A 23,399-nucleotide genomic window follows, 5' to 3' on the forward strand; every position below is an offset into this window, starting at 1 on the left:
TTTATGTTGACCAAGCGTATGAAACAGTCTCGTGCCAAGGGGTTCACCCTGACGGAAGTGGTGCTTGCGATCGGCGTGGTTGCCGTGCTGATCGTCGTGTTCATGGCCATGTTTATTCCTGCCAGAAGGACGGTTCAGTCCGCCCTGACTATTCGTGAAGCGGACCGCATTGTTCATGCCCTGACGGCGGAACTGGGAGAACTCCGCAATTCCGAGCGCGCCGCGTCCAACGCCAGAAAGTCTTCCTCATCCAAATATGTTTCCGCTTTTGACAAGGCGTTTTACTGGATGCAGTTTACGTCCAGGCCTGCTACGACCATTCTTGTTTACAATTACAGGGCGGATTTGACCAAAGGAGCCCGCAGGGACGGAACTCCCCAGCCCTGGCTGGAGGAAGGCGGAAGCGTTCCCGGCAAAAATACGGCGGTAGTGACAGGGGTTTGCCTGGCGAACAACAAAGAGCGTTGGGATGATTTCAAGGCCCTTGTGGGTCCCGTCTTCGCCGTGCGCATGACCCAGCTGGTGGTGGAGCGCATGGATTCCAGCTCTTACGGGTATAAACTGGCCCCCAAGTATGGAACGATTTACAATCCTTATAACCGCGGCAAGGTGATTAAGGAACCTTCCCTGTATGTTTATACGCCGGAGAAAGGAGGAGGCCTGAATTTGCCGTGGGGGGCGGAAGTCCTGTACCAGGCGGAGTTTTTCCAGCTGTTGAATACGGATCCCGAGCGGTTACAGCATTTAACGTGGGAAAATTTAAAGACTCCCGTGTTTACGCGCAATCTCGCTTTCCGCCGTTAGCGGGCATTATCTGAAGACCTCTGAAAAAACATGAAGACATTTGCCAAAATCAAATCCGGCGCGTTCACCCTGATTGAACTCCTGGCAGCCATGACCATCACTACCGTGCTGGTTCTGGTCATTGTGGCCCTGACTTCCCGCGGGGTGGATATCTGGAGATGGGTGTTGCAGGATGTGCGGACCACGACGCTTGCCCGCACGGCCATGGATACCATGACCAAGGATTTTGAAAGCATGCAGTTCCGGCCCGGGAATCCCTTTGAGTGGATGCTGGTGCAGCGGGACAGCGACCTGGTTGCCCGTGCGGGAAAGACTGCGGTTTCCAGGAAAAAGGGCCGAGCGTCCTCCCTGGATGAAGCCCGCGTGAACCTGATGACCATGGGGCCGGAAGGCGCCAAAGTCACGAATGCCTCTCAGTTGGTTTTCTTTACCACGGCTACAGACCGCAACCCGGCCAAATCCAGCATGGATATGCGTAATGACCGCATCATCGGTGACGTGAATTGCGTGGGGTACAAGCTTCTTTACCGCGATCAGATTCTGGATCAGGACGCTACGGCGGAGTCTGACGGTTTTCCCGTTTATTCCCTGTACCGCAACTTGATCAGTGCGGAAGATACCGTGCGGAACCTTCTGGGGCAGCAGGATCTCTGGTCCGCTTACGAACGGTACCGGCAGGATGAAACCGTCCCTTCCAACTTCCTGGTGGAGAATATTGTGGAAATGACGCTGATTTTTGAAGTGGATTACCAGAAAAAGATCGGCAATTCCGGCAGCAACAAATCGGACAAGGATGCCACGCAAAGAGCATCCGTGCTGGTTCCTGTCATGACTACGGGCGCCAACCGCCTCGGCTCCTGCACCCAGATGGATGTGTATGGCAACCGCCTGGATATCGTAGGCAGCAGCGTGAATATTGATGATTTGAAATCCGGCCGCGTTACTGCCGTGACGATTTCCATGACGGTGGTGACGGATGAAGGCATGGCCCTTGTGGACCAGATCCGGCAGAAGAAGCGTCCCGCTCCCTCTCCTGAAGAATTTTTCGAACGTTATACCCGGTCTTTCACCCAGCGGATCGCATTGCCTATGAACCGTTAGGCCTGTATCCGGGAAATTGGGAGAGGACGGAGTGTCCGTTGCCGCCTTTTGCCCAGAGCGTTTCCTGCCATTCATTGTTCTGTAGTTGCAATATGTTGGGGTTTACAAATATCGTCGGTAATTTATCCCCTCTGCCGGAGCTGGTGCTGTGGCGTGATCCTGTCGCCAGAAGCGGGGAGGAAGCCATGGCCGTGGACGAAGCTTTGCTGGAATGGGGCAGGAAACCTGTGTTGAGGGCGTACCGCTGGGCGGAACCGACCGTGACTTACGGTTATTTTGATGAGGAAGCCACAGCGCGCGCCATTTTCCCGGGTGAGGAGCTTCATTTTGTCCGCCGCTGGACGGGCGGGGGAATTGTGGATCATCGGCAGGATATTCCCTTTACTCTGGCCATGCACCGCAAGGGAGAACAAGAGCGTCCTTCCAGCGCGGTTCTGTACCGTTGGATTCATGGGGCGCTGGCCCGCGTCCTGAGGGATTGCGGCGTGGAGTGCGTGATGCTGGACGGGGATGCTCCGGATGGAGGCCGGGCCTGTTTTTCCAGCCCCGTAACGAGTGATCTTGTCCTTCCCGGCGGGGAGAAACTGGCTGGCGGCGGCCAGAGAAGAGTCCGCGGAGGCGTTCTTCACCAGGGGAGCATCCAGAATTGTTTTCTTCCTTCCGGATGGGATGAATTGCTGGCCGCCCGTCTGGCGGAGGAACATTCCCTGTGCGTGGACGCGGAACTGTTCCCCGGCATGGATGCCCGCGTGGAGGAACTGCTGGCTTCCAAATACCGTACGGAAGCATGGCGTTCCGGCGTACGGCATGGGCGCCCGTCTCAACCACGGTAATTTCCCTTTTTTCTGATGAACTATCTTCCTGATCCCGGCCGCTACAGCCATGCGGCCTACCGCCGCTGCGGGCGCAGCGGTCTGCTGCTCCCTCCCGTTTCCCTGGGGCTCTGGCACAATTTCGGCGCAGCGGATAATTTTGAAAACGCCCGCCGGCTTATTCACGGCGCGTTTGATGCCGGCATTACGTATTTTGACCTGGCGAATAATTACGGTCCTCCTCCCGGTTCGGCGGAAGAATGCTTTGGCCGTATTTTCATGCAGGATTTGTCCCGTTTCCGGGATGAACTTGTCATTGCTACCAAAGCCGGGCATTTGATGTGGCCCGGCCCGTACGGGGACTGGGGATCCCGCAAACACATGCTTGCCAGCCTGGACCAGTCCCTTTCCCGCATGAAGCTGGAGTATGTGGATATTTTCTATGCGCACCGGCATGATCCGGAAACTCCCCTTGAGGAAACGGCCGGAGCCCTCATTACGGCGGTTCGCTCCGGAAAGGCCCTGTATGCCGGTATTTCCAAGTTCCCGGCGGAACAGGCCAGACAGATGTGCTCCATGCTCGGGGAGGCCGGCGTTCCGTGCCTGGTGCATCAGGTTCGTTACAATATGTTTAATCGGGAACCGGAAACATCCGTTTTCCAAGCTGTCCGGGAAACGGGTACCGGATGCGTCGCTTTTTCTCCGCTGGCCCAGGGGATGTTGACGGACCGTTATCTGGAGGGTATTCCTGAAGATTCCCGCGCGGCAGGTTCCTCCGTCTTTTTAACAAAAGAACGGGTTCTTCAGTATGGGGATAAGATTCGCCGTCTGGCCGCCCTGGCCCGGAGTCGGGGCCAGAGCCTTGCCCAGATGGCCCTGGCCTGGGTGCTGAAAGATCCCGTAGTGACCACGGCCCTGATTGGCGCCAGCCGCCCCTCGCAAATCAGGGATTGCCTGAAAGCTCTGGATAGCGCGCCGTTTACGCCGGAGGAGCTCTCTCTTATTGACGCAAATGCGGATAGATAGGCGCTGCTTTTCCCGTGGAGCTGGTCTTTTTGCAGGAAGGGGCATTTTCCGTTCCGGACACAGGTTTTTTCTTGGAGTAAAGTAGAGCTGGTGTTATGTTTCCACCACTTTAATTTAAAGTGTACTGACAATGATAAGCATCCAGGATTTATTTTGGCTCATCCCATCGGCTTCCGTGCTGGCCCTCATTTTTGCGGGCATCTTTTTTTACCGCATGAAAGCGCAGGATGAGGGGAACGAAGTTATGAAAATGATTGCCAGGCATGTCCGCAGCGGCGCTATGGCCTATCTGCGGCAGCAGTATAAGATTGTCGCCATTTTCTTTGTGCTGATTACCATTGTATTCGCTTTCCTGGCCTATTGCCTGCATATCCAGAATCCATGGGTGCCGTTCGCGTTCATTTCAGGCGGCTTTTTCTCCGGTCTGGCCGGGTACATCGGCATGAAGACGGCTACGTACGCTTCCGGCCGCGTGGCGAATGCCTGCCGCCATTCCCTGGATGCCGGGCTGCAAATCGCTTTCCGCTCGGGCGCCGTGCTCGGCCTGACCGTCGTGGGCCTTGCCATGCTTGATATTGGCGTCTGGTACTGGGTGCTGGATTGGTTTTACGGGGACATGGAGCTTTCCATGCGCCTGGTCGTCATCACTACCACCATGCTGACCTTCGGCATGGGGGCTTCCCTCCAGGCGCTGTTTGCCCGTGTGGGCGGCGGCATTTTCACCAAGGCGGCGGATGTAGGAGCCGACCTGGTAGGGAAGGTGGAGGCCGGCATTCCGGAGGACGACCCCCGCAACCCCGCCACCATTGCGGATAACGTGGGCGATAATGTGGGGGACGTGGCCGGCATGGGGGCGGACCTTTACGAATCTTACTGCGGTTCCATTCTGGCTTCCGCCGCTTTAGGCGCGGCAGCTTACATGGCCGTTCCTGAAATGGCGATCAAGGCCGTCCTTACGCCCATGCTGATCGCCGCCCTCGGCACCATTCTTTCCCTGTTGGGCGTGTACGCGGTGCGCGTGAAGCGCGGCGCTTCCCAGACGGAGCTGATGGCAGCCCTGAACCGCGGCATTAACCTGAGTTCCTTCCTGATTGCCATAGCCTCCGCTTTCCTGCTCCAGCTCATCGGCCTGGATAACTGGGCCGGCATCTGGGGGGCCATCGTCACCGGCCTGGCGGTGGGCATCGTCATCGGCAAGAGCACGGAGCATTACACCTCCCATGATTCCTATCCCTGCCGTAAAATCGCCCACAGCGCGAAGACGGGGCCTGCCACCGTCATTATTTCCGGCATTGGCATTGGCATGATTTCCACCTGCATTCCTGTAATTACTGTCGTCGTGGGAACTGTGCTGGCTTACGGCATGGCTTCCGGGGACTGGCATTTCACCGGGGCTGAAATGAGCAAGGGGCTATATGGCATTGGCATTGCCGCCGTCGGCATGCTTTCCACGCTGGGGCTGACATTGGCGACGGACGCTTACGGCCCCATTTCCGACAACGCCGGGGGTAATGCGGAGATGAGCAAGCTGGACCCGGAAGTGCGCCGCCGCACGGATGCCCTGGATGCCCTGGGCAACACGACAGCCGCCACGGGCAAGGGATTCGCCATCGGTTCCGCCGCGCTGACGGCGTTGGCGCTTCTGGCTTCCTATATTGAAGAATTGAAGATTGCCATCCTTCACTGGAGTGAGGCCACGGGCAATACCATTTACAAAATTAATGACGCCGTAAGCGTGGAGGTTTCCAAAATCGCTACTGCTTCCCTGTCTGATTTCATGGGCTATTTCCAGGTAACCCTGATGAACCCGAAGGTGCTCATGGGGCTCTTCGTGGGGGCCATGATGTCCTTCATGTTCTGCGGACTGACCATGAATGCCGTTGGCCGCGCCGCGGAAAAAATGGTCAAGGAAGTGCGTCGCCAGTTTAAGGAAATCAAGGGAATCCTGACCGGGGAGGCAGAGCCGGATTACGTGCGCTGCGTGGAAATTTCCACGGCGGGTGCGCAGCATGAAATGATCTGGCCGTCCGTGCTGGCGGTCATCACTCCCATCTGCATGGGTATCGTCTTCGGCGTTCCCGGCGTGTTCGGTCTGCTGGCCGGCGGCCTGGCTTCCGGCTTTGTGCTCGCCGTATTCATGGCGAACTCCGGCGGCGCGTGGGACAATGCCAAAAAATATATTGAACAGGGCCATGTGGGCGGCAAAGGCTCGGAAAGCCATAAGGCAGCCGTTATCGGCGATACGGTGGGCGACCCCTTCAAGGATACGTCCGGCCCGTCCCTCAATATCCTGATCAAGCTCATGAGCATGGTGGCCATCGTCACCGCCGGCGTGAACATCGCCGTGACCCTGTTTTAAACAGGAAAATTTTTTTCACGGTTAACGAAGGGAGCCCGCGGGATTGGCGGGCTCCCTTTTTTGGGCTGATAGAGAACTGTCCACTGGCAAGCGGTTGCTTAATGGCCGTTTCTTTCAACGGCTTTTTATTCTGCTGTCAGTATTGACATCAAAAATACTGGATCCAGGGCCGGCAAAGAAACTGTTTTCCGGTATATTCACGATAAAGTGGCTTCAATATCGCAACCGGGGAGGCGGGTTTGCTTCCTTTGGCTCTGTTGGGAAAGCTCCGGTGTTTTTTCGTCATGGACAGAAAGTTTTTTTGACAAGGCAGAGGCAGAGGAGTAATAAACGCGCAGATGCGTTTCAGCACTGTACAGCCCTTTTTTAGCAAGAACCGTTATTATGGCAACGGCTATTGGTGGCGCGTACCCATGTCCGGACGGGGGAATCCCGAGGTGCAGTAATAGCATTCAGCTATGACCATTTTTCAAGAACTGCTTTGATTCCTCCGAGAGTCAAAGCAGTTTTTTTATTTTCAACTTACATCCATCATCCATGCAAACACCATCCATGATTACTCTCCAACAGCGTAGCCGCCGCCTGAGTGCCGATCTGGAGACCCCTATCAGCCTGTTTCTGAGCCTGACTCAGAACAAAATTCCCGGACTTCTGCTGGAAAGCGCGGAAGTGGACGGCAGATGGGGGCGCTACAGCATCATCGCCTGCGATTATCTGATGACCGTTTCCTGCGTAGACGCCAGGCTTTCCCTTTCCATCGAAGACTACCGCCTGGCATCCCTGAAAGAGCTGGAAGGCATGCCTTACCTGGATGGGCTGCGCGTTCTGATGCAGCGTCTGGAGCTGGTAGGGGACGATATGAGGCAGGCTCCCATCACGAGGGCTCTGTACGGCTATTTCGGGTATGAAACCGCCGCCCTGTTCCAGCCCAGGCTGGCGCAGGCCATTCCTGCCTCTTCCGCAGAGTCCTGCCTGGTGCTGGCCGGCACCGTGATTGTTTTTGACCATTTGTACAATCGCCTTACCCAGCTCAGCCTGGGCGAACACCGTGATTTGTCCCATGCCCCGCTCCATGGGGCGGAGGAACCTTCCATAGGGGAGGTTTCCCGCACGCCGGACCAGGCGGCTTACATGAAAGGGGTGGAGCATATCAAGGAGCTGCTGCATGACGGAGAAGCCATCCAGGTGGTGCTTTCCTCCCAGGCTTCCGCGGAGTTCCACGGAGACGCTTTCATGCTGTACCGCCGCATGCGCAGCATTAATCCGTCCCCATACATGTTTTTCATGCGCCTGCCGGAGGTGACGTTGTTCGGTTCTTCTCCGGAGCTGATGGTGCGCTGTACGGACGGCAAACTTCAGCTTTCCCCCATTGCCGGAACGCGCAGGCGCGGCAGGGATGATGAGGAAGACGCCGCCCTGGCCGCCGATCTTCTGAAAGATCCGAAGGAATGTTCGGAACATGTCATGCTGGTGGATCTGGGCCGCAACGACCTGGGCCGTGTCGCCAAGCCCGGTTCCGTGAAGCTGGAACGCCTGATGGAGATTGAACGTTTTTCCCATGTGATGCATATGACTTCCCGCGTGACCGCCCAGGTGAACGACGGGTTGGGCGTCTTGGACATTCTCGGCGCTGCTTTCCCTGCCGGGACGGTTAGTGGAGCCCCCAAGGTGCGCGCCATGGAAATCCTGGCGGAGGAAGAGCCTTTGCCCCGCGGTCCGTATGCCGGATGCATCGGGTGGCTGGGGTTGGACAAAAACGGCGTTCACATGGATTCCGGCATTACCATCCGCAGCATGTGGGTGAAGGATGGGCGCATCCACTGGCAGACGGGAGCCGGCATCGTATATGATTCCGATCCGGCCGCCGAATGGCAGGAGTGCATGAACAAGGGCAAAATTATTGACGTTATTTTGAAAGGAGAAGACCATGTTTCTGTTCATTGATAATTACGATTCTTTTTCGTGGAATCTGGTGCAGGCGTTTTACGCCCTGGGACGCAAGCCCGTGGTGCATGCGAATGACGATCCGCGTATCCTGGAACTGGCGACCAGCCCGGAGCTGGAAGCCGTGTGCATTTCCCCAGGCCCCAGCCATCCGCGCAACGCCGGGCTGTGCCTGGAGTTCCTGAAACGCCTCCCTGCTTCCGTTCCCGTGCTGGGCGTGTGCCTGGGGCACCAGCTCCTGGGCTACTTCGCCGGAGCGGAGGTTTCCCGCGCCCCGTATGTCATGCACGGCAAGAGCTCCGACATCATCCATGACGGCGCGGGGTTGTTTGCCGGACTTCCTAATCCCATGACCGTGGGCCGCTACCATTCCCTGGTGGTCCAGTCCAAGGAGGACGAGCCGAACCCCCGTTTTACCGTTACTTCCCGCGGGCCGGAAGGGGAAGTCATGGCTCTGCGCTACAATGACCGGCCGTGGGTGGGCATTCAGTTTCATCCGGAATCCATCCTGACGCCGGACGGGCTTCAGCTTCTGGGCAACTTTCCGGATAACGTCGTGCCCTCGGGGCAGAAGGAAAAGCGCATCAGCCGCATTTTGGACGCCCTGGCCGCCGGACAGGATCTGACGGCGGATATGGCCGCCGCAGGCTTTGCGGACATCATGGATGGCCGCATGACTCCGGCCCAGGCGGGCTGCTTTTTAATGGGGCTCCGCATGAAAGGGGAAACCCCGCTGGAAATGGCCCACGCCGTGGGCATTGCCCTGGGGCGCGCCAACCGGGTGGAAGGATTGGAGGGCGACTGCATTGACGTGGTAGGCACGGGAGGGGACGGCCGCAACTCTTTCAATTGCTCCACGGCTACGGCTTTGACCCTGGCCGGAATGGGATACAGGGTGGTGAAGCACGGCAACCGCGCCGTGTCCTCCTCCTGCGGTTCTGCGGATGCTCTGGAAGGCCTGGGATTCCCGCTGGACGTAGCTCCGGAGGATGTCCGGCGCCTGTTGGACGAGCGGAACTTCGCTTTCCTGTTCGCGCCTAATTTTCATCCTGCCTTCCGTAATGTAGGCCCCATCCGCCGGGAGCTGGGCATCCGCACCCTGTTCAATCTGCTGGGGCCCCTTATCAACCCGGCGCGCCCCACGCATATCCTGCTGGGTGTGGCCCGTCCGGAACTCGTTGAGCTGCTGGCGGAGACGCTCCGCCAGTCCCACATCCGCAAGGCTGCCGTAGTATATGGCGCCGGGGGATATGACGAGGTGACGCCGCTGGGGCCCACCAAGATGATGATCGTCCACAACGGTAACTTGACGCCCATGTCCCTGGACCCCTCGGATTACGGCATCCAGCCCTGCAATCCGGAGGAACTGGCCGTTCATTCCAAGTCGGAAGCCGTGGATGTGCTGAAGAACATCCTGGCGGGGAAAGGCCCGCGTGCCATGATGGATATGGTGATTCTGAATGTGGGGGTAGCCATGTTCCTGCTGGAGGAGCACATGGACCTGTCCGTCTGCATGGCGAAAGCGCGGGAAGCCGTCTGCGCCGGCATAGGAAGGAGAACGCTTCATGCTGCTTGACCGGTTCCGGGAAGCCAAGGCGGAGGAAATAGCCCTGCTTATGGACATGGCCTCCCGCCGGGAACTGCCGCGCCCGTGGAAGGGGCGCCGGCCGGATTTCCTGAAAGCCATTGCGGAACCGCCGGACGGTCAGCCGGTGGCGGTCATTGCGGAGTTCAAGCAATCCTCTCCGTCGCGCGGCGTCATCGCCTCCGGGTTGAAACCGGAGGAAGTGGCTGAACAGTACGCTGCGTCGGGAGCCTCCTGCATCTCCGTGTTGACGGAAGAACAGTTTTTCGGCGGCCGCATCGGATATTTGGAACGCATGAGCCGCGCCGGGCTTCCGCTTCTCCGCAAGGATTTCATTTTTCATCAGCTTCAGGTGATGGAGACGGCTTCTACGCCGGCTTCCGCGTTGCTGCTCATCGTCCGTCTGACGCCGGACGCACGGACGCTCCGTGTTCTCAGGGAGCAGGCGGAGGCTTACGGCATGCACGCCGTTGTGGAAGTGTTTGACGCGGCGGATCTGGAAATTGCCAGGGACTCCGGCGCGCGCATCATCCAGGTAAATGCCCGTGACCTGGATACCTTGAGAACGGACAGGCAGGCCTGCCTGGACATGGCGAAATTCCGCCGTGAGGGGGAGGTGTGGATTGCCGCCAGCGCCATGAGCGCCGGGGCTCATCTCAGGGAAGCCGCGGAAGCGGGCTTCCAGGCCGTACTGATGGGAACAGCCCTGATGGACGGAGGAAGGCCGGGTGAAAAACTGGCAGCAATTTTAGAAGAAACAATATGAAGAAGCATTCATTTGCAATCAAGGTGTGCGGAATTACCCGCCAGAGCGATTTATCAACCGCCATGGGGATGGGGGCCCATTTCTGCGGCTTCATCTTTCATCCCGGAAGTCCGCGTTATATTGCGCCGTCGCGCGCGGCAGCCTTGGACTCCGCCCTGATCCGCCGCGTGGGCGTTTTCGTGAACCAGAACGCGGAGGAAATCATGGATATCATGAAAACGGCCCGTCTGGAATTTGCCCAGCTTCATGGTGCCCATTCTCTGGACTGCGCGCGCCGCATCGGTCCGGAAAAAGTGATCCGCGTATTGTGGCCGGACCGGTATGAATCCGTAGATGCCCTGCAAAGGGAAATGGAGCTATGGGCGGACAGCTGCGCCTGGTTTCTGCTGGATGCCGGCAGCCAGGGCGGCGGCCACGGCGTTTCCCTTGACTGGTCCTCCCTGGCGTTTCTGAGTTCCCCCCGGCCCTGGTTCCTGGCGGGCGGCCTTTCCTCCGCCTCTCTGAACAGGGCGCTGGAACAATGCTCTCCGGACGGCATAGACCTGAACTCCGGCGTGGAAGCCATTCCCGGCCAGAAAAGCCCGCAAAAACTGCTGGCGGCCCTCAAACCACTCACCCCTTACACTCCTTACCACATCGCATGAAGAAAGAAGGATATTTCGGCAATTTCGGCGGTCGCTTCGTACCGGAAGCGCTGCGCCCCCCGCTTATGGAGCTGGAGGAAGCCATGGACTCCATCATGCCGTCCCGCGAGTACCGGGATGCGCTTCAGGATCTGCTGGTCCATTACGCTGGGCGTGAAACTCCCCTCACGTTCTGTCCCCACCTTTCGGAAAAACTGGGCTTCCGCCTGTGGCTGAAACGGGAGGACCTGCTGCACACCGGAGCCCACAAAATCAACAACGCCCTCGGCCAGGCCCTTCTGGCCAAAATGATGGGGAAAACGCATCTTATTGCGGAAACCGGGGCGGGGCAGCACGGCGTGGCTACGGCTACGGCGGCCGCCCGGCTTAACATGGATTGCACCATTTTTATGGGCGCAGAGGATGTAGAACGCCAGTCCATGAACGTCATGCGCATGAAACTGCTGGGAGCGACGGTTTTCCCGATTGAGAGCGGTTCCCGCACGTTGAAGGATGCCATCAATGAGGCTTTGCGCTACTGGATTTCCCATCAGGCGGATACCCTGTATTGTTTCGGTACGGCGGCTGGCCCCCATCCGTTCCCCACATTGGTCAGGCAGCTTCAATCCGTCATTGGGCGGGAGGCCCGCGCCCAGATGCTGGAGCGCGCAGGCAGGCTGCCGGATGTGGTGGTGGCATGCGTGGGCGGCGGCTCCAACGCCATCGGCATGCTTCACCCCTTTGTGGAGGATGAAGGCGTCCGCCTGGTGGGTGTCGAGGCGGGAGGCACCGGTGAGCCCGGCTGCTATAACTCCGCCCCCATCAATCTGGGCAGTCCCGGCGTGCTGCACGGCCATGTGACGATGCTTTTACAGGATAAAGACGGGCAAATACAGCCGTCCCATTCCATTTCCGCCGGGCTGGACTATCCCGGGGTAGGCCCGGAACACGCCTATCTGGCGGAAACGGGGCGCGTTCATTACGGTATGATTTGCGACGCCTCCGCTTTAAACGCTTTCCAGACGCTCACCAGGAAGGAAGGCATCATTCCTGCGCTGGAATCCTCCCATGCCGTGGCCTGGGTGCTGGACCATGCGGAGGAATTGCCGCAGGGAGGGGACGTTCTGGTCAATCTCTCCGGCCGCGGAGACAAGGACCTGGGAATCGTCAGGAAATATATCAATCTTTAAGCCGCATCATTTCCATGAACAACATGCAGAAAACACCGTTACAGGAAGCCGTGGAAAGGGCCCATGCCCTTGGCAGACGCGCCGTTATTCCTTTTATCACCGCCGGATTTCCGGACAAGGATTCTTTCTGGACCCACCTGTCCCGCATTGACGAATCCGGCGCGGATATTATTGAAATAGGAGTTCCCTTCTCGGACCCCGTGGCGGACGGCCCGGTTATTGAACAGGCATCCCGGGATGCCCTGGCCCGCGGCGTCAGCCTGAAATGGATTCTGGACGGCCTGAAAGCCCGTAAGGGCTGTTTTTCTGCCAAGCTGGTGCTGATGGGATATGTAAATCCCTTTTACCAGTATGGCCTGGAACAGCTTGCCCGGGATGCGGAGGAGGCTGGCGTCAGCGGTTTCATCGTACCGGATATGCCGCTGGAGGAATCCGGAATGTTCCGGGAAGTTTTCAGCCCCCGTGGCCTGACGCTCGTCACTCTGGTGGCTCCCAATACTTCCGTGGAACGCATGCGGGAATACAAGCCTTATACTTCCGGCTTCGTTTATGTGGTTTCCGTTCTGGGAACCACCGGAGGGAAGGCTAACCTGGAACAGAGCGTGACGGAAACTATGCGCCGTGCCCGGTCAGTTTTTGATGTGCCGCTGGCGCTGGGCTTCGGGCTTCAGACGCCGGACCAGCTGGAGACGCTGCCTGAAGATGCCCGGCCGGATGCCGCCGTGCTTGGGAGCGCTCTGCTCAGGCATATTGGAGAAGGGAAGGACGCCTGGGAATTTTTGGGAAAATGGACCAGAGGCTGAACCGCGCGTTTCTCCCTGGCTTTTAAGGATAGGCCTGCGCAACTTATTGTGCAGGCCTATTTTATTTTATCTGGTAATAGGTTATGAAAATACGGATTCGCAATCCGCTTCGCTTTTATTCACATATTATTCAATTTTCTAAATAAAAATTGTATTGATAATTAATATGTTATTATCTTCAGAATAATCTGTCGGAGGGAAATCTGGATTTTCTTTGACGGAAGGAACGGCCCGGATATTCCGGAAAACCGTTGTAACTGCTTCTTTTCCTTTGACAGCGGATTGCGAATTCCTTATTTATATTCACAATCATATTCCCCTTGCCGTGTTGTGGGAAAGGGTCTTATTTGTTTCATTAAATACCTAATTATCAAACGTTACATGAAATTACACCTCCCTTTGAATTTGTTGGCTGCCCTGATGACCTCCTTCTCCGGAGTAACGCTTGGCACTGCCACGCTGGCAGGAGTTTCTGGTCTTCTGATGACAGCATCACAGTCTTATGCGGCGGATGTTGCCTTTGACGGAACGCAGGTGAATGTGGCGGCGGGAGGTACGGCCTCCTATGACATTGGTACTGTCACGGCTTCTACCACCTTGAATTTTGCCGGAGCCGGCACGGCCACCATCACCAATTTGAACGGAACGGCCCCGGAAGCCATACTGACGGTAAACCGCGTGGCCAGCGGGGGCGCCAGCCTTTCCACGCTGACGTTGAACGGAGCAGGGACCTTCAACGGAATCATTTCCCTTTATTCCAACACGACGGGAGGATCACAGAATAACATCCTGAATCTCAACCACGCGCAGGCTGCCCAATACGCCACGATCAAGCTGGGCGGCCACGGTTACACGACGGGAGCTTCCGTCCTGAAAGCCGGCGTGAACACTTCCATCAGCAAGCTGGAGCACAACAATACCGCGGCTCTGATCACCGGGGAGGGGACTACGCTGACCATCACGGGGAATTCTTCCTCCTACGGCGGCAGTTTCGGCGGGACCGTGACAGTGGACTATACGGGGGGAGGGACCTTCACCCTGGGCAATTCCAACAAGGGTACGGCGCTTACGCCCGCGTCCTCTCCTGATGCCACTCTTAAAATCAGCAGCGGCACTCTTTCCCTGTTTTCCGGCAATGTCACCTGGTCCCAGAAACTGGTGATGGGTGACGGCACCACGCTGAACGTACAGGACGGTCCTTCCGTGGCGGGGTCTGCCGGCTATAACGCCACTTCCGTCAACAGCGGCGGTTTTAACTTTTCCGGAGCGACGACGTTCGGCAGCGGCGTCAATCTGACTTCCAGCTGGGGCAAGAACGTGAAGTTTTCCGGTGTTCTTACCGCGGCAAGCGGTTTCTCCATCAGCGGCGGCGCGAATGAATATACCTATTACAACCTGCTCAATGCCTCCAATGAAATTGGAGGGACGATTGCCGTTACGCGTAACTTCACCTCCCTGGGAATTAGTTCTTCTGGCTCCCTTGGCAATGCTGCCGTAACCACTTCCACTGGTTCCCAGTATGTGACGTATTATGGTACTGCGGGAGAAACGGCGGATGTTATTGGCAACTCCATCACCGGAGCCGGCAACTTTGTTGCCCAGTCGGGCTGGGTGCATCTTTCCGAGAACGTAGCGCTTACGGGAACCTATACCGTCAATTCCGGCGCTGTTCTCTCCAAGGTCGGCTCTATCAACGCCGCTCTTGCCGGGGGCAGACTGGATGCGGGGGCCGGAACCATGACCGTGGCGGGGCTGTCGGGAAATGGCGTCCTTTCCGCTTCTGCGGGCACCATGCATTTCCAGGACGCCTTCACGGTAGGGGAAACGATGGGCATCCTTGCCAACGGTTCCGGGGAGATCACGGGCAATGTGACGGTGGATGGAGGCCGCCTGTATTATACTTCCATGGACAATGTAGGCAGCGTGCTGCAGAACGTGACGCTGACTTCCGGTCTCATTGATTTCTCCGGTTTTCAGGAATTCCAGGACCTGTTCGGTTCTGAAGCCCTGGTGAACACCTCCTATAACCTGGGCGTTGATCTGGGGTCTGGCTTCACTCTGGCGGATGTTGACGAATCCCTGTACACGATCAGTACTGTGGACGGAAAAACAGTCATCACCTTTACGGCTTCCGGCGCCCATGAGACCGTCTGGGACCCTGCCTGGGGGCTGGAAGAAGCTCCCTCTTCCGCAACAGGTACGCTGGCGAACCAGCAGTCTTTGTCCCTGTACGGTATCCGGCCTTCTTCCATGCAGGAGGGGTTCGGTTCCGTGAATGCCGTCACCGGAACGGGAGACCTGACAGGAGTGACCCTGGCCGGCGGCTACTACAATACTGCGTCCAATGCCACGGCTACGCAAATCACCACCGGCATCTGGACGGATGTGCTGGGGGGCAATTATAATCTGATTATCGGCGGCAGCTATGCCAACAACTGGAGCGGTTCCGGCAAGTGGAACGTTACGGGAGACGTCCATACCCAGATTCAGGGGGACACCTCCGTCAACTGGGTCGTGGGAGGCAACTACAAGGACGGCCAGGCGGCAGGCATCACGGGAAACGTTTACGTATCCGTGGACGGGAATGCCGTCATTAAAGGCAGTTTGGTAGGCGGAGGCACGGCAGCCCATAATTCCGTAAACAACCTTGACGGCAGCACATACGTCGTCGTGCGCAGCATGCAAAGCGTCACGGACGAAACCATTTCGCTCAACTCCGTTGTCCGGGGCTTCATCATCGGCGGCAGCACTTATGAAGCCAACTCCTCATCCCGTGCCGCCATTACCGGAAGCACCAATGTGACGATTGATTTGGGAACGGCCTCCGGCAGCTTTGTCAAGAGCATCGTGGGCGGTTCCTATTCGGGAGGTTCCGGGGCGTATACGATAGGAGGCGATTCCAGCGTCAGCATTACCGCCGCCAGTGACGCCGTCTTTACCGGGGCTGTCTATGGCGGCGGCTACGGCACCTCCGGAACATCCACCGTCAGCGGCAATTCCAGCCTGACGCTGGATGGCGGCACTTATACGGGAGCCCTCTATGCGGGCGGCGGCGGGGCAAGGTCCGCTGTGAACGGGGACGCTACTCTTACCGTTAAGAAAGCAGTATTCCGTACGGGCAGTACGCTGAATGCATCGGAGGGTACGGTAGGCGGCACCTCTTCCTTGCTTCTGGGCGGTTACGGCAATACGGCGGACCATGCCATTTCCTTCTCCAATACGGCTGTGACCGGTTTCGACATCGTGACCATGTTCCAGGATTCTTTCTTTACGGGGAATCTGAACATGACCGGTTCCAGCGTGCTGGCGCTGGCGGGAGGGGCAGGAACGGGAATCAGTGTGGACGGTACGTTCGCTCTTTCCGCTGAAGGAGAATTGAGCCTGGATCTTTCCGAATTCGGAACCCTGACAGACGGCATGTCCGTCCTTTCAACTACAGGCCTGTCCAATATATCTTCCATTAAGGTTTCCTTTGCTGACGGCGTGGCGGGAACCGTCACCGTTTCCGAAAACGGCAAAGACCTTGTTTATACGGCGGGAACCCTCCTCTTGTGGGCGGGCGGTGAAAGCGGCGTCTGGAGCGCGGAAAATGTCTGGACGGACGACGGCGCCCCAGCCTCGTATGAGGACGGTCTGGCGGTTTCCTTTGCAGACCAGGCCGGAGTCTCTAACTCTGTTGTACAGCTGGATTCCGAGGTTTCGCCAAGCTCCATGCTTGTCCGCAACTCCACTACCCGTTATGAACTGACGGGGACGGGAGAAATTACCAATACGGCCGTCACCAAGGAAGGCACGGGAACGTTGGTCCTCGGCACCTCTTCCATACTCGGCACGGGTACTACTGTGGCTGTGTCGCAGGGTGTTCTGGCATTCGGTTATGATACGGCCCTTCCCGGCACGGGGGTAACCTGGGAGGCCGGTTCCTTTTTGGGTGCGGCCAATGGAGCGACGGTGACGGTGGATTTGGGAACCGTCACTAACCCGGTATTCTCCCTTTCTCCGGATGCCAACTCTTTCATCACTCTGGCGACTCCGTCCGACATCGTTTTCGGCAATGCCATTACTGGGGAAGGAACTGTCCGGAAAACCGGCACGGGCTTGCTGAAACTGACGGGGAGCAACTCCGGCCACATCGTGGTGCAGGAGGGCAACCTCCAGATAGGGAACGGAACCTCATCCATCCGCTGGGGAAGCGCGGGTTCTTCCGTCACCCTGGAAAACGGCACGTCGCTGATTATTGCCGGCAACAGTTCGGGAACCTCCCACCATACCATCAACTCCGATTTGATTTTGGGAACAAACGCGTCCGACGCCGTTTCCCTGAAATGGGTGGACGCCTCCCAGGCAAGCGCCGCGGACTATCAGCATAGCTTCACCGGAACCGTTACCGTCAACGGGGCGGTCTCCCTGGTGGGCAGGGACAACTGGGCCAAAGAAATGGGCTTCACCGGAACGCTCACTGGAGCCGGCTCTCTGACTTACAGCCGCGGAGCGGGCGACGGCAGGTACAATTCCAACGGAAAGCTCATCATCAGCGGAGACGCTTCCGGATTTACCGGAATGATCACCATGAATGCTTCCAACGGCTATAGCGCCGGGCTGGATCTGCGCACTTCCATCTCTCAGGGTGGCGTCACCCTGACATCCGGAACGGACACGACCGGATTCGCTTTCATGCGCGTGCTGGGGGATGTTGAAATTGCCTCTCTGGACGGAACGGAAAATTCCCAAGTGGGAGCCGTAGGCGGTGCGCGCACGCTGACGGTGGGGGCCGGCACGTACAACGGCACGCTCACAGACCGTGGTGTTGCTCTTGGGTACGGAGCCACTTCCATTTCGTATGACGAATCCGGCGTCCTGTCTCTGACCAAGGTCGGCGAGGAAACGCTGACGCTGGGAGGAACGGTCAGCTACACGGGGCTGACGGATATTCAGGGGGGAACGCTCGCTCTTACTGCTTCCGGAGCTACGTCCCTGGGGAATATCACGATGGCGGCCAATACGCGGATGACGACTGCGGGCGCCCTGAACCTGGCGGCCAACTCTACGCTGACACTGGATATCAGCTCCGCCCTCGAAGTGGGCGGCGCTTTCGGGGCCGGAACGTTCAATCTTACGCTGAACGGGCTTGAAGGCATTACGGATGCCGGGGAATATACCCTGATTTCCGCCGCCAGCGGTCTTGATGCCGCCAGCGCCGTCTTTAACTGGGCCGGATATACTGGGGACGAAACGCTGATTTATGAACTGGAGCAGACGGGAACATCCCTCAAGCTGGTAGTGACTTCCGCCGGGGACGTGTGGATCTGGCAGGGAGCGGAAGGAGTGACCTGGAGCGATACGAACACGGGCGCCATGTGGGGCATTGAAGGTTCCACGGATACGGCTGCCGGGAAGAATCTGATCTTCAACAGTACCGGGGCGGGAACCGTCACCCTATCCGGAGCGGTGAATCCTGCTTCCATCACAGTCAACAATGCTGCCGGCAGCGATTATGTCTTCGTTTCCGACGGCACCGGAAAAATCGCCCAGGGAACGCTGACCAAGCGCGGCGAAGGGAAGCTGGTCCTTAATTTGGACAACACGGGCTGGAACGGGGATATTTCCGTCCAGCAGGGCGAACTGGTAGCCCAGGTCGTCAACTCCCTGGGGTCCGGCGCCATTACCGTTACGGACGGCATGCTCACGCTGGCTACCGCGGAAGTTCAGCCGGGAATGGGCATGATCAACCTGCAGGGCGGCAGCCTCAATCTGGCTTCCGGTTCTTTTGCCACGGCGTTTACCGCAGACAACATGACGTGGACGGGCGGTTCCATGACGCTGGGCGAGGAAGTGGCCGCCACCGTCGCCAAGGCTCTGGCCAATGGAAAAGCCGTGGAATTGGCGGACGGTTCCGTACTGATGGTCAGCGGGGCTAATGATAACTCGGCTCTGAACCTGAATGCCTCCGGTTCCGGTACCGTTTCCGTGGGACTGGGAACCAGCTATGGGGCCAATGTCCTGAATATGAGCACGGAATTTCAGGGGATCCTGTCCGTGACGTCCGGCTATTTCCAATTGAATAACGTAACGATGGGGGCGGACGGCATCTTGAAACTTGCGGATTCCAACGTCCGTACGGAATGGAACGGAACAGCCGGAGGAACGTTTGCCAATGACGTTGTCTTTACGGGCAACCAGGTCTTTGCCACCAAGGATTTCACCTTCAGCGGCGATTTGAGCGGAACGGCGTTCTCCACCCAGGGCGCGGGCAATATGACCCTGGCGGGCGGCGTCAACCTGGACGGTCAGCTAAAGGTGCACCGCGGCACGGTGACCGTGAATTCCGCCAATGTGACCAAACTGGGGGACAGCATTGACATCCAGAACAACTCCACGCTGGCCTTTGCCCGCGATTTCTCCTACGGAGGCGTCATCAGCGGCACGGCCGGCAGCACGGTATCCGTAAACGCCGGAACGCTGGAACTCACTGGAGCGAACACCTTCCTGGGCGCACTCTCCATTGCGGGCGGCGCTACGGCGCGTCTGGGTGACGGGAGCGCCTGGGCCGGGTCCCTCTCCGGAGACGGTTCCCTGGTCATTGACACTGCCGGAGAGATAACGCTGGCGGCCGGCAACACCGGGTTCACCGGTTCCACCACCCTCGCGGGAACGGGCACCGTTACTTTGGGAGGGGCTGACTCCCTGGGGTCCGGGCGGGTCACCGTCAACGACGGCGTTCTCGATCTGGCTTCCCTGGATGCGGCCAACGTCATTCTGATTACGAAGGGCAGCCTGGAAAACGCGGAAGCCAAAACCGCCGGGAATGTGGAAGTAGCCGCTTCCGCCGGAACGCAGGGAGACCTGAATACGATCAACCTGGGCGGTTTGTCCGGTTCCATGGTCGGCTCCATCGTCATGGAGGATTACTCCCGGCTTACAGGCGTTTCCGGGGCTCTGGACATGACGGGCAAGACGGTGACGCTGAAACTGGATTCCGGCAGCCTTACCGCGGGCGGAACAACCGGACAGGGCGTCATTGATGCGGACAGCCTGACGCTCTCCGCCGCCGACACAACCATCAACCTCAGCAACCAGGGCGTTCTGGACCTGCTCGCCGCCAACCGGGATTCCACTGACGGCGTAGGGCTTGTACTGACAATGGGAACCCTGGCTGTGGATAATTTCAAGCAAATCGGATTCTCACCTCTTCTGACTTCTCTCGGTTATACCGTGACGGAAGTCCTGGGTGCGAACGGGACGCTGATGGTCAGCGGCAATACGGATCTTGTCTATCTGGTGGACACCACCCCCAATTCAGACGACCCCAATATCGGCGATTACGCCGCGCTGGATCCCTACAAGTCCGTCGGTATTAATGGCACTACGCTTCATGTGAGCCTGAACGGGGCGCCGGAAGCCTCCCGGAACGGAGACGGCTTGAAAGTCAGCAATCTGGTCGGCAGCGACGGTGCGCTGGTGGTGACGAATACGGCGGATGATGCGGCCTCCAACCACGTCGTAGTGGATCTGGTTCAGGACGTTGACGCCGGCAGCAACAGCTACGGCGGAACCATCAGCGGGGACCATGTGGATTTTGTCAAAAAAGGCGCGGAAACCCTCACCGTGGAGGGCAACTTCACCGGAAATGATTCCAGGCTCACTTCCTCGGAAGGGAACATCGTCCTGAACGGCGCCGGCAATAGCCTTACTGAGCTGGAACTCGCGGGCGGAGACATAACGCTGGGCGGCCGTGATGACGGCGCGTCCCGCATAACTACGGTGGAAACACTGGCTTCCGGCGCGGAAGGGGGAACTCTGGAGCTGGGTAACGGAACCCAGATGGTTCTTACCGGCCAGCAGGCCGGCAGCCATGTCACGGAGGTGACTATCTCCGGGGACGGTACGCTGACCCTGGGCGGCACGGGCACGGACTCCTCCCTGACATTGGGCAACGGCTCTTCCCTGAATGGTGTTCTGCTGGACATCCGTGAAGGTTCCGCCCTGTCCGCGGCAACCGGTTCCGTGAACACCGTTTCCGGATTGGCGGGCGGCGGAGCCCTGAAGCTGAGCGGCGCGGAAATGACGATCAACTCCTCCGCCTCCCATACCTTTACCGGTACGCTGGACGGGGCATCCGGAACGCTCAACGTCAAATCCGGCAACGGAAGCGTCCAGACTCTCAAGGGTGCGGGCAATGCGGGTTATCTCCTGAATGTGAGTGACGGCGGCGTCCTGACCCTGGCCGGAGCGGCAGGGGAGGGCGGCAATCCCGCCCAGGCTTCCTATCAGGGGATTACCGTGAACGGCGGCACGCTCAATATCGGCAGTGCGGACGATCCTAAAACCCAGCTGACGCTTGGCTCGGACGGCCTGAGCGTAACGGGGGACAGCACGGTTGCCATTACCACCTCCGCCACCACGGTGGACGGCCTGGGCAATCCTTTCGTTACTTCCAGCGGCAACATTACGCTGGGAGACGGGACGGGAGAAGTCACGCTGGTCATGAACAATCTGGATACCCTGGTTTCCGGGAGCGCGGAAACGCTGAATATGGAATTGTTCAAGACGACGGACGGCGCGCTGGTGTCCCTGGGCGGCAACGTCACCCTTCAGGACATGATTCTTGGCTCCATGTATGAAAATCTGGAGCTGGCCACCAATGACAGCATGACGGCCATCATCCTCACCGGCACGGCGCGCACGGAAAACATTTTCCGTAACTCGTCCCTGACGCGGAATGCCTCCACGGGAGCGGACATCCTCTGGAATTCCCGCTACCACATGGAGGAAGGCTCTGCCTTGCGCGATTTCTATACCTCTGTTCTTCTCTCCCAGAATTCAGGCGACTATTCCGGCGCCGCCCGCAAACTGGCCGCCGCCGCCGGCAGCACGGTTACCAGCCTGGGCATCGCCCAGCGCGACTCCCTGCGTGACCAGATGGGCTGGATACGCAACCGCGTGGCGCAGATGGGCGTTAATCCCGCATACGTCCATGAGGACATGCCCTACTTCCATATGTGGATGCAGGGGACAGGGTCCTATGCCAAGCTGGATACCAAGGGCGATGAAAGCGGCTACGAACTTACTACCTGGGGCGGCACGGTAGGCATGGACGTGGATATCAACGCCCGCTTTACGGCGGGAGCGGCGTTTACGGCCAATTACGGAAGCCTGACAGCCAATGCTGCGGATACGGCGGATGGAGACCTGGACAGTTACTATGTCAATTTGTTCGTCCGCTACCAGTCCCGCAAATGGTCCCATCTGCTGATCCTGACGGGCGGCTGGAATGATGCCGCGCTGACGCGCACGGTGAACTATGGTACGGGTTCTTACCAGGCCCACGGCAGTACGACGGGGGCCGGTTTCGGAGCCATGTACGAATTGGCGTACGACATCGCTCTCAATGAAGACAGGAGCGTGATTCTCCAGCCTTTATTCAACGCTTCCATTGTGACGACCCGCATGGACGGTTATCAGGAAAGCGGCTCTGCCGGAAATGCCGGATTGAGGGTGGAAGACCAGGAACTGACTACGGCTGCTGTCGCTGTGGGCGTCCGGCTCTCCGGACTCATGGGGGCCAACGTCTTCGGGCGTGAAGCGCTGGGAGAGGTACGGGTGAACGTTTCCCAGGATATGGGAGACCGCCGCGGGCAGGCCAATGTGGGCTTCCTGGCGGATCCTTCCTATACGCGTCCGGTATATGGCGCCAAGGTTGGAAGCACGGCCTTCCAGATTGGTGCGGGGCTGAGCGTTCCCGTGGGCACCAAGGGCGTCATTTTCGTGGACGGCAACGCGGATGTCCGCAGCGGTTCCAGCTCCATCAACGGGAGCGTCGGCTACCGCTACAACTTCTAAAGGAAAAACGTTGGCAATCGAAAAGCCGCTGCGGATGATTCCGCAGCGGCTTTTTTATAAACAGGCGGGATTTTGAGGATAACTTCAAGCTTGAGTTTTTGGCCCTGATGGCGGCTTACTTCCATTCCCATTCAATGGGCGTTTCCAAATCAGGCCGCAGCGCCTGGCGCACAGGGCAGGACATGGCGGTTTTTTCCAGCATGGCGCGGAGAGGGTGGCTGCCTTCCAGGGGCATAATGGCCTTGAGTTCAATTTTTTCAATTCCCCTGGATGATTCCGCCGCACGCGCCAGAACGCGCATGCCTTTCAAATCCACTCCTTTTCTGGCCGCGACCACGGAAACAAGGCTCATCATGCAGGAGGCGAGCGTGGAGCCGAGCATGACGCCGGGGGAGGGGAATTCTGCGCGGCCTTCAAAAGAAGCGGGCAGGTCCGTGGCAAAAGTGATGTTGGAAGGAATAAAGGTGGTTTCGCAGCGGAATTGCCCGACATTCTCCGTTTCGGAGGTATAATAATGATCAGTCATGAAGGTTTGACAGCGGCAAC

General features: G+C 58.3%; 13 protein-coding genes. 12 read left to right on the forward strand and 1 reads right to left on the reverse strand.

What is annotated here, in order from left to right; genetic code table 11:
• Positions 1 to 18 precede the first annotated feature (18 nt).
• The 12 genes from CI070_RS10440 (at position 19) to CI070_RS10500 (ending at position 22,853) form a co-directional block, all read left to right on the forward strand.
• The gene (locus tag CI070_RS10440; protein ID WP_179218322.1) at positions 19 to 804 is read left to right on the forward strand and encodes a type IV pilus modification PilV family protein; all 786 of its coding nucleotides are present in this window, start codon (positions 19 to 21) and stop codon (positions 802 to 804) included.
• Positions 805 to 834: 30 nt separating this feature from the next.
• The gene (locus CI070_RS10445; RefSeq protein ID WP_094135769.1) at positions 835 to 1,905 is read left to right on the forward strand and encodes a PulJ/GspJ family protein; all 1,071 of its coding nucleotides are present in this window, start codon (positions 835 to 837) and stop codon (positions 1,903 to 1,905) included.
• A 92-nt stretch (positions 1,906 to 1,997) separates the two neighbouring features.
• A complete protein-coding gene (locus CI070_RS10450) occupies positions 1,998 to 2,738 on the forward strand; it encodes a lipoyl protein ligase domain-containing protein (RefSeq protein ID WP_094135771.1) in 741 nt (246 codons plus the stop codon).
• Positions 2,739 to 2,753: 15 nt separating this feature from the next.
• The gene (locus tag CI070_RS10455; protein WP_094135773.1) at positions 2,754 to 3,743 is read left to right on the forward strand and encodes an aldo/keto reductase; all 990 of its coding nucleotides are present in this window, start codon (positions 2,754 to 2,756) and stop codon (positions 3,741 to 3,743) included.
• A 130-nt stretch (positions 3,744 to 3,873) separates the two neighbouring features.
• On the forward strand, positions 3,874 to 6,102 hold the full coding sequence (locus tag CI070_RS10460; RefSeq protein WP_179218323.1) for a sodium-translocating pyrophosphatase: 2,229 nt from the start codon (positions 3,874 to 3,876) through the stop codon (positions 6,100 to 6,102).
• 552 nt (positions 6,103 to 6,654) lie between these two features.
• Positions 6,655 to 8,046 (forward strand): anthranilate synthase component I family protein, encoded by a 1,392-nt coding sequence (locus CI070_RS10470; RefSeq protein ID WP_094135777.1) that lies wholly within the window; start codon positions 6,655 to 6,657, stop codon positions 8,044 to 8,046.
• Positions 8,030 to 9,622, forward strand: coding sequence for an anthranilate phosphoribosyltransferase (gene trpD, locus CI070_RS10475; protein WP_094135779.1), 1,593 nt, complete (start codon positions 8,030 to 8,032; stop codon positions 9,620 to 9,622). The genes CI070_RS10470 and trpD overlap by 17 nt, the downstream gene beginning before the upstream one ends.
• Positions 9,612 to 10,397 (forward strand): indole-3-glycerol phosphate synthase TrpC, encoded by a 786-nt coding sequence (locus tag CI070_RS10480; protein WP_094135781.1) that lies wholly within the window; start codon positions 9,612 to 9,614, stop codon positions 10,395 to 10,397. Before trpD ends, CI070_RS10480 begins: the two co-directional genes overlap by 11 nt.
• On the forward strand, positions 10,394 to 11,041 hold the full coding sequence (locus CI070_RS10485; protein ID WP_094135783.1) for a phosphoribosylanthranilate isomerase: 648 nt from the start codon (positions 10,394 to 10,396) through the stop codon (positions 11,039 to 11,041). The genes CI070_RS10480 and CI070_RS10485 overlap by 4 nt, the downstream gene beginning before the upstream one ends.
• Positions 11,038 to 12,210 carry a tryptophan synthase subunit beta gene (trpB, locus tag CI070_RS10490; RefSeq protein ID WP_094135785.1) on the forward strand — a complete coding sequence of 391 codons (1,173 nt, stop codon included), beginning with the start codon at positions 11,038 to 11,040 and terminating at the stop codon, positions 12,208 to 12,210. Before CI070_RS10485 ends, trpB begins: the two co-directional genes overlap by 4 nt.
• Before the next feature lie 23 nt (positions 12,211 to 12,233).
• On the forward strand, positions 12,234 to 13,013 hold the full coding sequence (trpA, locus tag CI070_RS10495) for a tryptophan synthase subunit alpha (protein WP_179218331.1): 780 nt from the start codon (positions 12,234 to 12,236) through the stop codon (positions 13,011 to 13,013).
• Between the two features lie 381 nt (positions 13,014 to 13,394).
• Complete coding sequence (locus CI070_RS10500) at positions 13,395 to 22,853, forward strand: autotransporter-associated beta strand repeat-containing protein (RefSeq protein WP_094135789.1); 9,459 nt, start codon at positions 13,395 to 13,397, stop codon at positions 22,851 to 22,853.
• Positions 22,854 to 22,968: 115 nt separating this feature from the next.
• On the opposite strand, the gene CI070_RS10505 is transcribed toward CI070_RS10500, so the two are convergent.
• Positions 22,969 to 23,379: an OsmC family protein gene (locus tag CI070_RS10505; protein ID WP_094135791.1), complete on the reverse strand. Its 411-nt coding sequence runs from the start codon at positions 23,377 to 23,379 to the stop codon at positions 22,969 to 22,971.
• Positions 23,380 to 23,399: the final 20 nt, after the last annotated feature.

The organism is Akkermansia muciniphila, assembly GCF_900184965.1.
GTDB classification, from domain to species: domain Bacteria; phylum Verrucomicrobiota; class Verrucomicrobiia; order Verrucomicrobiales; family Akkermansiaceae; genus Akkermansia; species Akkermansia muciniphila_A.

Bases quoted from the DNA above. Each gene is read 5' to 3' on its own strand.
- CI070_RS10440 (WP_179218322.1), top strand. From the start codon at position 19: ATGAAACAGTCTCGTGCCAAGGGGTTCACCCTGACGGAAGTGGTGCTT.
- CI070_RS10445 (WP_094135769.1), top strand. From the start codon at position 835: ATGAAGACATTTGCCAAAATCAAATCCGGCGCGTTCACCCTGATTGAA.
- CI070_RS10450 (WP_094135771.1), top strand. From the start codon at position 1,998: ATGTTGGGGTTTACAAATATCGTCGGTAATTTATCCCCTCTGCCGGAG.
- CI070_RS10455 (WP_094135773.1), top strand. From the start codon at position 2,754: ATGAACTATCTTCCTGATCCCGGCCGCTACAGCCATGCGGCCTACCGC.
- CI070_RS10460 (WP_179218323.1), top strand. From the start codon at position 3,874: ATGATAAGCATCCAGGATTTATTTTGGCTCATCCCATCGGCTTCCGTG.
- CI070_RS10470 (WP_094135777.1), top strand. From the start codon at position 6,655: ATGATTACTCTCCAACAGCGTAGCCGCCGCCTGAGTGCCGATCTGGAG.
- trpD (WP_094135779.1), top strand. From the start codon at position 8,030: ATGTTTCTGTTCATTGATAATTACGATTCTTTTTCGTGGAATCTGGTG.
- CI070_RS10480 (WP_094135781.1), top strand. From the start codon at position 9,612: ATGCTGCTTGACCGGTTCCGGGAAGCCAAGGCGGAGGAAATAGCCCTG.
- CI070_RS10485 (WP_094135783.1), top strand. From the start codon at position 10,394: ATGAAGAAGCATTCATTTGCAATCAAGGTGTGCGGAATTACCCGCCAG.
- trpB (WP_094135785.1), top strand. From the start codon at position 11,038: ATGAAGAAAGAAGGATATTTCGGCAATTTCGGCGGTCGCTTCGTACCG.
- trpA (WP_179218331.1), top strand. From the start codon at position 12,234: ATGCAGAAAACACCGTTACAGGAAGCCGTGGAAAGGGCCCATGCCCTT.
- CI070_RS10500 (WP_094135789.1), top strand. From the start codon at position 13,395: ATGAAATTACACCTCCCTTTGAATTTGTTGGCTGCCCTGATGACCTCC.
- CI070_RS10505 (WP_094135791.1), bottom strand. From the start codon at position 23,379: ATGACTGATCATTATTATACCTCCGAAACGGAGAATGTCGGGCAATTC.